At 69.2% G+C, this 14018-nt stretch carries 9 protein-coding genes and 1 pseudogene; 6 read left to right on the top strand and 4 right to left on the bottom strand.

All coding sequences use genetic code 11. The annotated features are described in order from the left end of the window. Window positions 1–110: 110 nt before the first annotated feature. The 4 genes and pseudogenes from AC0VX2_RS06415 to AC0VX2_RS06400 all read left to right on the top strand — a co-directional run bounded on the left by AC0VX2_RS06415 (window position 111) and on the right by AC0VX2_RS06400 (window position 6953). Window positions 111–1583 carry a class I SAM-dependent RNA methyltransferase gene (locus AC0VX2_RS06415; protein ID WP_144860456.1) on the top strand — a complete coding sequence of 491 codons (1473 nt, stop codon included), beginning with the start codon at window positions 111–113 and terminating at the stop codon, window positions 1581–1583. A gap of 201 nt (window positions 1584–1784) precedes the next feature. Beyond that, window positions 1785–4487 carry an aconitate hydratase AcnA gene (acnA, locus tag AC0VX2_RS06410; protein WP_144860454.1) on the top strand — a complete coding sequence of 901 codons (2703 nt, stop codon included), beginning with the start codon at window positions 1785–1787 and terminating at the stop codon, window positions 4485–4487. Window positions 4488–4670: 183 nt separating this feature from the next. Beyond that, window positions 4671–5433: pseudogene (locus tag AC0VX2_RS06405) on the top strand (transposase); the annotation flags it as partial. Between the two features lie 369 nt (window positions 5434–5802). After that, a protein-coding gene (locus AC0VX2_RS06400; protein ID WP_122054391.1) for an IS3 family transposase occupies window positions 5803–6953 on the top strand; the annotation gives its coding sequence in 2 pieces (ribosomal slippage) (window positions 5803–6073 and window positions 6073–6953; 1152 coding nt in all). Window positions 6954–7020: 67 nt separating this feature from the next. Here AC0VX2_RS06400 and AC0VX2_RS06395 read toward each other — a convergent pair. The 4 genes from AC0VX2_RS06395 to AC0VX2_RS06380 all read right to left on the bottom strand — a co-directional run bounded on the left by AC0VX2_RS06395 (window position 7021) and on the right by AC0VX2_RS06380 (window position 10986). Then, window positions 7021–7644: a CueP family metal-binding protein gene (locus AC0VX2_RS06395; protein WP_144819003.1), complete on the bottom strand. Its 624-nt coding sequence runs from the start codon at window positions 7642–7644 to the stop codon at window positions 7021–7023. Between the two features lie 182 nt (window positions 7645–7826). Then, window positions 7827–8162 (bottom strand): metal-sensitive transcriptional regulator, encoded by a 336-nt coding sequence (locus AC0VX2_RS06390; protein WP_020621614.1) that lies wholly within the window; start codon window positions 8160–8162, stop codon window positions 7827–7829. A gap of 11 nt (window positions 8163–8173) precedes the next feature. Continuing rightward, on the bottom strand, window positions 8174–10309 hold the full coding sequence (locus AC0VX2_RS06385) for a heavy metal translocating P-type ATPase (RefSeq protein ID WP_036382829.1): 2136 nt from the start codon (window positions 10307–10309) through the stop codon (window positions 8174–8176). An 89-nt stretch (window positions 10310–10398) separates the two neighbouring features. Beyond that, the gene (locus AC0VX2_RS06380; protein WP_020627858.1) at window positions 10399–10986 is read right to left on the bottom strand and encodes a YdhK family protein; all 588 of its coding nucleotides are present in this window, start codon (window positions 10984–10986) and stop codon (window positions 10399–10401) included. A 501-nt stretch (window positions 10987–11487) separates the two neighbouring features. On the opposite strand from AC0VX2_RS06380, the gene dxs reads away from it, so the two are divergent. Both dxs and AC0VX2_RS06370 read left to right on the top strand, forming a co-directional pair. Next, window positions 11488–13503, top strand: a complete 2016-nt coding sequence (dxs, locus tag AC0VX2_RS06375) for a 1-deoxy-D-xylulose-5-phosphate synthase (protein WP_020627857.1) — start codon at window positions 11488–11490, stop codon at window positions 13501–13503. Beyond that, window positions 13500–14018 carry a hypothetical protein gene (locus AC0VX2_RS06370; RefSeq protein ID WP_020627856.1) on the top strand — a complete coding sequence of 173 codons (519 nt, stop codon included), beginning with the start codon at window positions 13500–13502 and terminating at the stop codon, window positions 14016–14018. The genes dxs and AC0VX2_RS06370 overlap by 4 nt, the downstream gene beginning before the upstream one ends.

Below are 14018 nucleotides of genomic sequence, written 5' to 3'. Positions count from 1 at the left end.
CCCACGATCGAGGCGACACAGCCGCATCGGTCTGCAAGGATGATGATGATCTGACCAGTCGATGCTCAGGGCAAGACCTGAAGCGCGCTGCGATGCGAGAGGAGCCAGACATGGCAGTCGTCGACACGTCCACAGACGTCACCGGGATCGGGAGGACCATCGAGGTGGAGGTCGGGGCCATGGCCCACGGCGGCCACTGCGTGGCCCGGCACGAGGGGCGGGTCGTCTTCGTGCGCCACGCCGTGCCCGGTGAGAAGGTCCGGGTGGCCCTGACCGAGGCCGAGGACGGGGCCCGCTTCTGGCGCGGCGACGTCGTGGAGGTGCTGCGGCCCTCCGAGTTCCGCCGCATCCACCAGTGGAAGCTCGCGGACATGCTGCGCGCCCACGCCTCGGGTCGCCCGCCCGTGGGCGGCGCCGAGTTCGGCCACATCGTGGTCCCGCACCAGCGCCGGCTCAAGGCCCAGGTCTTCCGGGACACGGTGCACCGCATCGCCGACCTCGCGGTGGAGCCGGAGGTGTGCTTCGCCGGCTCCGAGGACGAGCCCACCGGCCAGCGCTGGCGGACCCGGAACGCGTTCGCGGTGACCCCCCAGGGGCACATCGCGATGCACGCCTACCGTTCGGCGACCCTCCTACCCGTGCGCAACATGCCGCTCGGCGTGCCGGCCCTCGATGCGCTCGCCCTGTGGGACTGGGACTTCACCGGAGCCGCCCGCGTGGACGTCGCGACGCCGGCCTCCGGCTCCCGCCCCCTCGTGCTGGTGACGCCCACCCCGCAGACGCGGGCGGACGAGGTCAAGCTCGGCCGGCTGCGCACCCGGATCCGCCAGGCGGCCAATGCGTGCGGCGTGGACGTCTCCACCGGCCTGGCCCTGCCCGGCCCGAAGCAGTTCCAGCCGGTCAAGGTCGAGCGCATCACCGGCAAGACCTGGGTCGAGGAGACCGTGGAGTCCGAGCGCGGCGGCACCAAGCGCTTCCGCGTCACGGGTGACGGCTTCTGGCAGGTCCACCAGCACGCCCCGGCCACCCTCGTGGACGCGGTGCTCGAGGACGCGCGCGTCGAGCCGGGCCAGGTCGTGGCCGACCTCTACGGCGGCGCCGGCCTGTTCAGCGCGTACCTGGCGGACGCCGTGGGACCCGAGGGCCGCGTGTACTCGGTGGAGGCCTCCCGCCAGGCCTCGAAGGACGCCCGCCGCAACCTGCACGACCAGCCGCAGGCCTCGGTGCTCAACGGCCCCACGGACAAGGTGCTCGGCAGCTGGCTGAAGTACCCCGAGCGTCCCGTGGCGGACGGCGGCCTCGGCGGTGCCGCGCTGGACACCGTCGTCCTGGACCCGCCGCGGGCGGGCGCGGGGCGGCGGGCGATCGAGCGCATCCTCGCGCTCGAGCCGGGCCGCATCGTGTACGTCTCGTGCGACCCCGCCTCGTTCGCCCGCGACCTGGCGTGGCTGCGCGACGGCGGCTACGAGGTGGAGCGCGCCCGCGTGTTCGACCTCTACCCGGACACGCACCACCTCGAGTCGGTCACCGTGCTGGTGCCGGCCGCCCAGAGCACACCGGCCGCGGCCGTCGTCGAGATCTGATCCGGCGCCCGCGCGGCGGCCTCCGGGCCGCCGCGCGCCATGCCCGCGTCATACGCGACCGGCGCGGTACCCTGGGACGCAGTGCGGCACCTGTGACGCAGACGACGCCCGTCCCGGACGGCGCGCGGTCCGCGGCCGCGGGTGACCACCCCCCACTGGACGAGCGCCCGGAGGAAACCGGGCGGGAAGAGGAGTCCTCTCGTGACCACCGTCGACAGCTTCGGCTCCAAGGGCGTCCTGGACGTCAAGGGCGCCGAGTATGAGATTTTCCGTCTGAACAAGGTCGAGGGGGCGCAGAAGCTGCCCTACTCCCTGAAGGTGCTGCTGGAGAACCTGCTGCGCACCGAGGACGGCGCCAACGTGACCGCCGACCAGATCAAGGCCCTGGCCGCCTGGGACCCGAACGCCCAGCCGGACACCGAGATCCAGTTCACGCCGGCGCGCGTGATCATGCAGGACTTCACCGGCGTGCCCTGCGTCGTGGACCTGGCCACCATGCGTGAGGCCATCCAGGACCTGGGTGGCGACCCGGAGCGCGTGAACCCGCTCTCCCCGGCCGAGCTCGTGATCGACCACTCCGTGCAGATCGACCACTTCGGCAACGAGCAGGCGATCGAGCGCAACATGGAGATCGAGTACGAGCGCAACGGGGAGCGCTACAAGTTCCTGCGCTGGGGCCAGACCGCGTTCGACGACTTCAAGGTCGTCCCCCCGGGCATGGGCATCGTGCACCAGGTCAACATCGAGCACCTGGCCCGCACCGTCATGACCCGCGACGTCGACGGCGTCACCCGCGCCTACCCCGACTCCTGCGTCGGCACCGACTCGCACACCACCATGGTCAACGGCCTGGGCGTGCTCGGCTGGGGCGTCGGCGGCATCGAGGCCGAGGCCGCGATGCTCGGCCAGCCCGTGTCCATGCTGATCCCGCGGGTCGTGGGCTTCAAGCTGACCGGCAGCATCCCGTCCGGCGCCACCGCGACCGACGTGGTGCTGACCATCACCGAGATGCTCCGCCAGCACGGCGTGGTCGGCAAGTTCGTCGAGTTCTACGGCGAGGGCGTCGGCTCCGTGCCCCTGGCCAACCGCGCCACCATCGGCAACATGTCGCCCGAGTTCGGCTCCACCGCCGCGATCTTCCCGATCGACGAGGTCACCCTCGACTACCTGCGCCTGACCGGCCGCTCCGAGGAGCAGGTCGCCCTCGTGGAGGCGTACACCAAGGAGCAGGGGATGTGGCACGACCCGTCCTCCGAGGTCGCCTACTCCGAGTACCTCGAGCTGGACCTGTCCACCGTGGTGCCCTCCATCTCCGGCCCGAAGCGTCCCCAGGACCGCATCGAGCTCACCGACTCCAAGGACCAGTTCCGCAAGGACCTGCACAACTACGCCACGCAGGACGAGGCCGGCGAGGGCCGCCCGTCCAAGCTCGTGGACGTGGCCATGCCGGACGGCCGCCAGTTCCAGCTGGACCACGGTGCCGTGTCCATCGCCTCGATCACCTCGTGCACCAACACGTCAAACCCCTCCGTGATGATGGCGGCCGGCGTGCTGGCCCGCAACGCGGTCGCCAAGGGCCTGAAGTCCAAGCCGTGGGTGAAGACCTCCGTGGCCCCGGGCTCCCGCGTGGTGACCGACTACTACGAGAAGTCCGGGCTGCGCGAGTCCCTCAACGACCTCGGCTTCAACGTGGTCGGCTACGGCTGCACCACCTGCATCGGCAACTCCGGCCCGCTGGAGTCCGAGATCTCCGAGGCCATCCAGGAGAACGACCTGTCCGTGACCGCGGTGCTCTCCGGCAACCGCAACTTCGAGGGCCGCATCAACCCGGACGTGAAGATGAACTACCTGGCCTCCCCGCCGCTGGTGGTCGCCTACGCCCTGGCCGGCACCATGGACTTCGACTTCGAGAACGAGGCCCTGGGCCAGGACACGGAGGGCAACGACGTCTTCCTCAAGGACATCTGGCCGGACCCGACCGAGGTCCAGCAGATCATCGACGCGTCGATCGACACCGAGATGTTCACCTCGCAGTACGCCACGATCTTCGACGGCGACGAGCGCTGGCAGTCCCTGGAGACCCCCTCGGGCTCCACCTTCGAGTGGGACGAGAAGTCCACCTACGTGCGCAAGCCCCCGTACTTCGAGGGCATGACCATGCAGCCGGACCCGGTGTCGGACATCTCCGGCGCCCGCGTCCTGCTCAAGCTGGGTGACTCCGTGACCACGGACCACATCTCCCCGGCCGGCTCCTTCAAGTCGGACACCCCGGCGGGCCGCTACCTGCTGGAGAACGGCGTGCAGCGCAAGGACTTCAACTCCTACGGATCCCGTCGTGGCAACCACGAGGTCATGATCCGCGGCACGTTCGCGAACATCCGCATCAAGAACCAGCTGCTCGACGGCGTGGAGGGCGGCTTCACGCGCGACTTCACCCAGGAGGGCGCCCCGCAGGCCTACGTGTACGACGCGGCGCAGAACTACGCCGAGCAGGGCACCCCGCTGGTGGTCCTGGGCGGCAAGGAGTACGGCTCCGGCTCCTCCCGTGACTGGGCGGCCAAGGGCACCGCGCTCCTGGGCGTCAAGGCCGTGATCACGGAGTCCTTCGAGCGCATCCACCGCTCGAACCTCATCGGCATGGGCGTGCTGCCGCTGCAGTTCCCGGAGGGTGAGAACGCCGACTCGCTGGGCCTGACCGGCACCGAGACCTTCGACATCTCCGGCATCACCGCCCTCAACGAGGGCACCACGCCGAAGACCGTGAAGGTCACGGCCACCGGTGAGGACGGCAGGGTCACCGAGTTCGACGCGGTCGTCCGCATCGACACCCCCGGTGAGGCCGAGTACTACCGCAACGGCGGCATCCTGCAGTACGTGCTCCGTCAGATCGCCGCGAAGGCCTGATCCACGGGACACCGCCCGCGCGCGGGCACCACGACGACGGCGGCCCGCCGCCCTCCGCACGGAGGGCGGCGGGCCGCCGTCGTCGTGGCCGCTGGGGCCGACCCCGGTGCACGACCGCTCTTCATCCCCCAGTTCAGAGTCCGGCTCACCCTCGGGCCAGACGGGCCTAGGGCGTGTCTGACAATGAATCCAGGGTCGGCTGGCGCCCTCGAAGACACGTCCCGGTTCCAGATGCTCCCCGCCTGCACGGGCCGGCAGGGGCGGCCGTTCGCCGATGACCGCACGAGGGTCGAAGCCATCATCCACCGGGACAGGTGCTTCGATCCCGTGGCGGGACCTGCCCGAGGTCTCCGGGCCCTGGCTGAGTAGTGTGGACCTGGCACGGCCGCATGGCCGAAGAGGGCACCTGGGACACGGTGCTGGCAACACGGACCACCTGCAGCGGATGCCGAAATCCTGATCGATTGGTCGGTCTCGGTCGACTCCACGATCGCCCGCGCCCATCAGCACGCGAGGAACACCACCCGGCTCAGAGGGGCTGGATCGAACGACAAGGAATCCGCGTGAAGAGCCCGCCGATCACGGCCTCGGGCGCTCACGGAGCGGGCTGAGCACGAAGACCCATCAGCTGGTCGACGGTGCTGGGCGAGAGGGCGTACTCATCGCGGGCGATCGGCACCCATCTGCGCGCCGGTGGCATCAAGGCCGTCCTCCCCAACCGGCTGACCAGCAGGGCCACCGCAGACGCCGCGGCTCGGCCGGCGGCCGACCCGTGGGCCTGGACTCGGAGGCTTACACGGGCCGGAACGTGATCGAGCGCCAGGACGCGCACCTGAAGCAATGGCCGGGCCTGGCGAGCAGGTACGACGAGTACGCGATCGTGTACTGGGCTGCCGTGGTCCTGAATGCTGTGCTCGCGTGGTCGACGGCATTGTCGGACACGCCCGAGTGGCGTGTTCGAACTGATCGACGATCCAGGTCAAGTGCTCGAGAAGCTCGGCGAGGCTCAGCACCGGCAGGTATGAGCGTGAGGACCTGGACAGAGAGGATCCCCCGAAATGCACATCGTGAAACAGAGTGAGCGATGTAGTGCTCTTCAGTTGGCACTGGTTGATATTGGTCGACGAGGCTTCAGCCCGGTCTGGTGATGCCCTGCGATGACTCTGAAGCCGGCTCTCGGGCGAATCCTCACATCGGGACGCCGAGACCCTGTGGGAGTCCAAGGATGGGACTGGGCTGACCCCGTTTCGTAGGTCCAGTCGTTATGAGAGTCGTCCTGTTGCCCGCGGTCGCGGGCAGGGAGACTGGTCAGATCATGACGAACAGCAGGAAGCGTCACACCCCCGAGCAGGTCGTCCGTAAGCTCGGGCAGGCCGACAGGATGCTCGCCGATGGTCAGGACGTCGCGGCGGTGTGCCGGGAGCTCGGGGTGTCCGAGCAGACGTACTACCGGTGGCGGAACCAGTACGGCGGCCTCAAGGCCGACGACGCAAAGCGCCTGAAGGAGCTGGAGAAGCAGAACGCGACCCTGAAGCGTCTGCTCGCGGAAGCGGAGCTGGAGAAGGCCGCGCTCAAGGAGCTGGCTGAGGGAAACTTCTAAGCCCGGACAGGCGCCGCGCCGCCGTCGATCACCTCAAGCGCAAGTTGCGGGTGAGCGAACGGATGGCGTGCCGTCTGGTCGGGCTGAGCCGCTCCGCGTACCGGCGACCGCTCAAGGGCGACACGGTCGCGGACCCGGATCGGGCGCTCAGGGAGTGGCTGCGCGCCTGGGCGAAGGACCATCCCCGCTACGGGTATCGGCGGGCGTATCACGACGCCCGCGCCGAGGGGTGGGTGGTGAACCACAAGAAGATCCAACGCCTGTGGCGTGACGAAGGGCTCCGGGTCCCGCAGCGGCGTCGACGCAAGCGCGTCGGGTCCTCGACCGTCGACGCGCCGACGGCGGACGCGCCGAACGTGGTGTGGGCGGTGGACTTCCAGTTCGACGCCGACGAGCACGGGCGACCGATCAAGATCTGCTCGATCGTCGACGAACACACCCGGGAGTGCATCGGCGGGCTCGTGGAGCGCTCGATTACCGCCGACCGACTCACCGCCCACCTCGAGGACCTCGTCGCCGCCCGGGGCGCCCCGGCGGTGCTCAGGTCGGACAACGGGCCGGAGTTCATCAGCGAGGCGGTGGCCGACTGGGCCGGCACCCGCACCGGCCTGTCCTACATCCCTCCGGGCTCGCCGTGGCGCAACGGGTACGTCGAGTCGTTCAACAGCCGGATCCGCGACGAGTGCCTCAACATCAACAGCTTCTACTCGCTGCTGCACGCACAGGTCATCATCGGCGACTGGAAGGACGAGTACAACCACCACCGCCGGCACTCCTCGCTCGGCTACCTAACCCCAGCCGAGTACGCTCGGCAGTGCACCCATCAAATGGAAACCGACGACTCACAGAACGTCCGGACCGAATGAAGGGGGCGGCTCAGGACGTCTCGACGCCTGATCTGTCGGCGCTGCAGAGGAGCATGAGACCTGGGCCTTAAACCAGCTGAAGACCGGTCAAGCAGGTGGGGTCGTCGGGGCGGGTCGAGATGGCCTTTTTCGCGGTGCGGCCTTCAGCTGAGACAGTGAGAGTAGCGTCAATTCCACGCGGCAGCCAGACCCCGACGAATCCGTTGTCGTACGTCGTCAGCGTTTCATCGAGGAGGGTCTCCCCGGACGTCGCCTCGACCACGGTGACGTGGACGTCAGTATTGGCGAGTTCGCCGGTGCAGGTCGTGAGGCTGTGGAAGTAGCATTCGTGAGTCTGGCTGCGATACGGGGCGATAGAGACGTAGAACTCGTCTTCTGGCATCGGCACGGTGGTCTGATTGTTCTGATCGTCGGTCAGTACAAGCTGGTCGGGTTCAATCGACGCGATGAATTCAGACGAGCGATCTGTCACCTTCGTTGAGTCGAGGCGCGTGATGATCTCGCGAGCATTCAATCCGTCTAGATTGTGCTCGACCACCAGTGAGTGATCGGATCCTGCATCAGCGGACGGTCCCGCATCAGCACAGCCGCTGAGCAGGAGGACGGCGCTGGTCGCCAGACCGGTCAAGGCCGCGCAGATCCTCAGGCGGCTCCTGGAGGACTGGATCGGAGCAACAATGGCAAGTGGCATGCCCAACTCTTTTCTCAGGTGAACGTGTTCATGTCGTCAGGTTAGACAGAAGGCATCCCGAGTTCGCCGGTGCCAAGGGCGCGACGAGGTGCAAAGCACGCCTGCCCGGAGACATCAAGAGCCTTGTCCTGATCTGGGGTCCACCGGTCCGAAGCACCCTGTGTTGACGAAATCGGATGGTGTCAGGAGCGCACGAGGCGATTGATGGCGTCGGTGGCCTCCTGGATCTTGGTGATGGCCGCGTCTTCATCGCCTTTCTTGGCGGCGTCGAGCACGCAGTGCTTGAGGTGGTCATCGAGCAGACCGGTCGCCACTCCTTGCAGGGCGCGGGTGAGGGCCGAGACCTGGGTGAGGATGTCGATGCAGTACTTTTCGTCGTCGATCATCTTCGTGATGCCGCGGGCTTGGCCTTCGATGCGCTTCATGCGGTTGCGGTAACGGTCCTTGTCACTGATGTAGCCGTGCCGATGGGCTCCGGTGTCGGCACCGGTCTCATCGGCTGCAGTTTCAGTGGTCACGAGTGCGTCCTTCACTTCTGGTGCTCCAGGACGGAGCGGGTGCTGGCATCTGGGGCGAGGTCGATGCGACGCAGCAGCTGGGCGTTGAGCGCGACGACGACGGTGGAGATCGACATCAGGATCGCACCTACTGACATCGGCATGACGAAGCCAACGGGTGCGAGCACGCCAGCCGCGAGCGGCACAGAGAGCAAGTTGTACCCTGCAGCCCACCACAGGTTTTGCCTCATTTTACGGTATGCGGCACGGGAGAGCTGGATCACCGAGAGCACGCTACGCGGGTCGGAGCTGGCGAGGATGACACCTGCAGAGGCGATGGCGACGTCGGTGCCGGCCCCGATGGCGATGCCGACGTCGGCCTGGGCCAGGGCAGGGGCGTCGTTGACGCCGTCGCCGACCATGGCGACCTTCTTGCCCTCCTTCTGCAGCTGGTCGACCTTGGCGGATTTGTCCTCGGGGCGGACGCCGGCGAAGACCCGGTCGATGCCGAGCTCTCTTCCCACCTCGTTCGCCACGGCTTCCGCGTCGCCGGTGATCATGACGACCTCGACGCCGAGCTGATGGAGCGCATCGACGGCGTCGCGGGACTCTGGGCGAACCTCGTCGGCGAGCTTGAGACCGCCGATGACCTTGCCGTCGCGGAGGACGTGCAGGATGATCGCACCCTCTGCCCGCCATTCGTCGGCGACACCGATCTCGTCCTGGCCGGTCTCCTCGAGCAGACGGGGTCCGCCGACGCGGATCTCATGGTCGGCCACCGTCGCGGTGACGCCGACCGCCGGGGAGGAGGTGAACCCGCTGGCCGGTTCGACGGCGAGGCCCTTCTCCTTGGCGGCGGTGACGATGGACCGGGCGAGGGGGTGCTCACTGTCGGCCTCGGCGGAGGCGGCCAGGGCGAGAAGCTGTTCGGCATTCAGGCCGCCGGTCGGCTCCACGCCGGTGACGGTGGGCTCGCCCTTGGTCAGGGTGCCGGTCTTGTCGAAGAGCACCGCGTCGACCTGGCGCATGGACTCCAGGGCGAGGCGGTCCTTGATCAGGACGCCGCCGCGGGCGGCGCGCTCGGTGGCGATGGACACGACCAGAGGGATCGCCAGACCCAGCGCATGGGGGCAGGCGATGACGAGGACAGTGATGGTGCGAACGACCGCGTCGTCGGGGAGCCCGAAGAGCGTCCAGACGACGGCGGTGATCAGCGCAGCTCCGAGGGCGAACCAGAACAGCAGGGCCGCAGCCCGGTCGGCGATGCGCTGGGCACGGGAAGATGAGCCCTGCGCCTCGGCGACGAGCCTGTTGATGCCCGCCAGAGCCGTGTCGTCGCCGGTGGCGGTGATCTCTACGCGCAGGCCGGAGTCGGTGGCCACGGTGCCGGCGGTGACGTTCTCGCCCTCGCCGCGGGCGACGGGGTGTGATTCGCCGGTGATCATGGACTCGTCCATGTCGGCGCGGCCGTCGACGATGGTGCCGTCGGCGGGGACGCTGCCGCCAGGCCGGACGATGACGACGTCGCCGACGCGCAGCTCTGCCGGGTCGACCTTGACGACGTCGTCTCCCTCTATACGCTCAGCCTCGTCAGGGAGCAGCGCGGCGAGGGAGTCCAACGCCGAGGTGGTCTGGGCCAGTGAGCGCATCTCGATCCAGTGGCCCAGCAGCATGATGACGATCAGCAGCGCCAACTCCCACCAGAACTCGAGCTCGGGGTGGACGAGACCGACAGTGGCGGCCCAGGAGGCGAGGAACGCTACGGTGATGCCGAGCGCGATGAGCAGCATCATCCCCGGCTGGCGGCTTTTCAGCTCGCTGACAGCACCGGTGAGGAACGGGGTGCCGCCCCAGGCGTACATGACGGAGCCGAGGACTGCGGCGACCCAGCCCGCCCAGCTGGGGACCGAGTAGCCCAGGAGCATGGCGAACATGGGGGAGAACGCGACCACCGGGATGGCGATGATCAGATTGATCCAGAACAGCCGCCGGAACTGGCCGACGTGGTCGCCGTGGCCCGCGTGACCACCGCCGTGATGACCGTGCCCGGCGTGGTCACCGTGTTCCATGGTGTGGTCTTCGTTCTCGGCGCGCGAGTCGTCACGGTGGCCGGACTCGGTGGTCGCGACGCCGGCGTGGTCATGGTGATGCGTGGTCGGGTCCGTCATGCTCTTCGCTTCCCCTCGTCATTCCCCGATCTTTCCTTCGATCGGGTCGTATTTCGCCGCGGACCTTCAGCGCGCCCGCGGCGATCGGCTCAGGAGGCCGGCTTGAGCTCGCTCTCGACGACCCACTTGTGGTTGGTCATCGTCATGCCGTCGGACTCGTAATCGACCATGTAGACGGTCTCCTCGGTGGAGGAGGCGATGGTCGCCTTCGCGCCCTTCATGCCTTCCATGTGTTCGGCCTCGAGAGTGACCTCGGTGCCGTCGGCCAGACGTTCATCTCCGGCGTCCTTGATCTCCTGCTGGACGACCCACTTGTGATCCTTGACCGGCTCCCCGCCTGCGGACGGCGTGAAGTCCACCGCATAGGTGTACGTGTCGTACGCGCCGGCGATCATCGCGTTCGCACCGTCCATGCCCTCCATGTGGTCGGCGGTGAGCGTGACCTCGGTGCCGACCGGGTATGTGGGCGACGCAGCCGTCTCGATGCCCTCGGGGGCGGGGCCGCCGTCCATCGGATGCTCCATCCCGCCGCTGTCAGAGCTGCTGCCGTGGCCCTCGTGCTGGCTGGTCGTCGAGGGGGTCCCTTGGTCCTGGTCGCCGCCGGTGCTGCAGCCGGTGAACACGAGCGCTCCTCCGAGCACTCCTGCGGCGACGGTGGTCTTGAGGTGCTTGCGCATGAAGTCTCCTGTTCGTTCTGGTCCAGTCAACGCTATACCCCTCCCGGGTATCAAGTCGATGTCGATCGGCGGGCGTGGAATCGCCCGGCCAAGATCCAGTCGACCCGGGGTGGCAGCGCTGAGGCTGCGATGGAGAACATCGGCTCGGCGGCCCTGGTCGCAGATGGAATCGAGGCCCGAACGGACGGGCTCACCTCGCTCGCCGTCGTGACGGGATCGGCTGCGTCGTCTCGTGAACATCACCGTGGTGAGAAGACGATCCCAGTACCGCCGATCACCCAAGAGAAATTGGTCTTGTACGGTTGCATCGTCGGGCGTCCCATCGAGACAGGGATCCTGAGAGCCGACGGAAGCTGTGCAACTATCGCCAGGCAGAGCGAAGCATGTCTCAGTACGTGCTCCGTCAGATCGCCGCGAAGGCCTGATCCACGGGGCCCGCCCGCGCGGGCCGCCGCCCGCGTCCCGCCCGGGCGCGGACCCGCGGAGTAGGCTGGTCGCACCATGGAACATCTGCCCCCCACGAGCCCCGGCGCCCCGCTGCTGCCGCAGATCGCCCGCCCGGCGGACCTGTCGGCCCTCACGGAGGACCAGTTGACCGCGCTGGCGGCGGAGATCCGCGCCTACCTGATCGCCCACGTCTCCAAGACGGGTGGCCATCTCGGACCGAACCTGGGCGTCGTCGAGCTGACGCTGGCCGTGCACCGCGTGTTCGAGTCGCCGAAGGATGCGGTCATCTTCGACACGGGCCACCAGTCGTACGTGCACAAGCTGCTCACGGGGCGCCAGGACTTCACGACGCTCCGCCAGGAGGGGGGCCTGTCCGGCTACGGCGACCGCACCGAGTCCGAGCACGACGTGGTGGAGTCCTCGCATGCCTCCAGCTCGCTCTCCTGGGCGGACGGCATCGCGCGGGCCTGGGCGCAGACCGGGCAGGGGGACCGCACCGTGGTGGCCGTGATCGGCGACGGCGCGCTCACGGGGGGCATGGCCTGGGAGGCGGTCAACAACATCGCCGCCGGCCGGGATCGGCGCGTGGTGATCGTGGTCAACGACAACGGCCGCTCGTACGCGCCCACGGTGGGCGGCGTCGCCGAGCACCTGGGCGGACTGCGCCGCGGGGTGCTGGACAAGGTGCGCACCCACCACCGCTACGAGCAGACCCTCGACTACCTCAAGCGCCGCCTCCAGGAGGCCGGCCTCGCGGGTGAGCTGGTGTACCGGCCGCTGCACGCGGCGAAGAAGGGCCTCAAGGACCTCTGGGCGCCGCAGGGCCTGTTCGAGGACCTGGGCATGAAGTACATCGGTCCGGTGGACGGTCACGACCTCACCGCCATGGAGGAGGCCCTCGAGGACGCGCGGGCGTACGGCGGGCCCGTGATCGTCCACGCGATGACCGAGAAGGGGCACGGCTACGCGCCGGCGGTCGCGCACGAGGCGGACCAGTTCCACGCGATCGGCGTGATCGACCCCTCCACGGGCGAGCCCATCACCTCGTCGACGGCCCAGTCCTGGACCTCCGTGTTCGGCGAGGAGATGGTCGCGATCGCGGACGAGCGGCCGGACGTCGTGGCCATCACCGCCGCCATGCAGAACCCCGTGGGCCTGGCCCCGATGGCGCTGGCCCACCCGGACCGGGTGTTCGACGTCGGCATCGCCGAGCAGCACGCGGTCACGTCGGCCGCCGGCATGGCCTTCGGCGGCCTGCACCCCGTGGTGGCCGTCTACGCGACCTTCCTCAACCGCGCCTACGACCAGGTGCTCATGGACGTGGGCCTGCACCGTGCGGGCGTGACGTTCGTGCTGGACCGCGCGGGCGTCACCGGGCCGGACGGCCCGAGCCACCACGGCATGTGGGACCTGGCCCTGCTGCAGTCGGTCCCGGGGCTGCGGATCTCCGCGCCCCGCGACGCGGACACGCTCCGGGAGGAGCTGCGCGAGGCCGTCGCCGTCGAGGACGCGCCCACCGTGGTGCGGTTCGCGAAGGGCTCGGTCGGCGAGCCGGTGCGCGCCCTGGAGCGGCTGTCGGACGGCACGGACGTGCTCGCCCGGCGCGGCGAGGCCGGCGGACGCGACGGCGCCGAGCGGGACGTGCTGATCGTGGCGGTGGGCGCGATGGCCGAGCTCGGCCTCGACGTCGCCGAACGGCTCGAGCGGCACGGCATCAGCGCCACGGTGATCGACCCGCGGTGGGTCCTGCCCGTGGCCCGGTCCGTGATCGACACGGCCGCCCGCCACCGGATCGTCGTGTGCCTCGAGGACGGGGTGCGGGCCGGCGGCGTCGGCTCGCGGATCCGGCAGGAGATGCGCGCGGCCGGCGTGGACACCGCCCTGAACGAGGTCGGCCTGCCGGTCGAGTTCCTCGCCCACGGCAGCCGCGAGCAGGTGCTGGCCCGCGTGGGCCTCACCGCGCAGCGCATCACCCAGGACACCGTCGCCCAGGTCCTCGGCGCCAAGGTCCCGTACGCCCGGCCCGTCCCCGAGGACGCGGCCGCCCCCCACCACCAGGAGCAGGCATGAGCATCGTCCGGCTGTACCGTGAGACCGTCGGCGACGACGGCGCCCGGCTCTTCGAGTACCGCGAGGCATGGGCCGACGCGGAGGCCGGGGAGTTCGTGGTCCACCACGGCCGGGTCGGCCAGCCCGGCACCGTCGGGGAGCAGCCCCTGGCCGACCAGGCCGAGGGTGATCAGCTGCTGGCCGCGTTCGTGGCGCAGGGCGCGGAGGAGGGCTTCGCCGAGGCGGACCCCGCGACCTTCGCCGTGCTGCCGGTGGCCTACCGGCTCCGCGGCCGGGAGGCCACGGTGATCGAGCGGCGCACCGTGGAACGGCTGCGCGTCGAGGTGACCCACCAGCTGGCCTGGCGCGGTCTTGGCGAGGTCGAGGACGTCGTCGAGGAGGCCGGTGCCCTCGTGCTGCGCGTCCGGACCCCCCACGCCCGCAAGGCCGCCGCCGAGATCCCGGCGGCCGCCAAGCGCGCCGACGGCGTGCAGCCGAACAAGGTGGACGTCCGCACCGCAGAGCAGGAGGGCTGA

This window comes from Micrococcus sp. iso_239, assembly GCF_056173395.1.
Note: the sequence above shows the minus strand (reverse complement) of the source record. Positions and strands in the feature narration are given on the sequence as shown.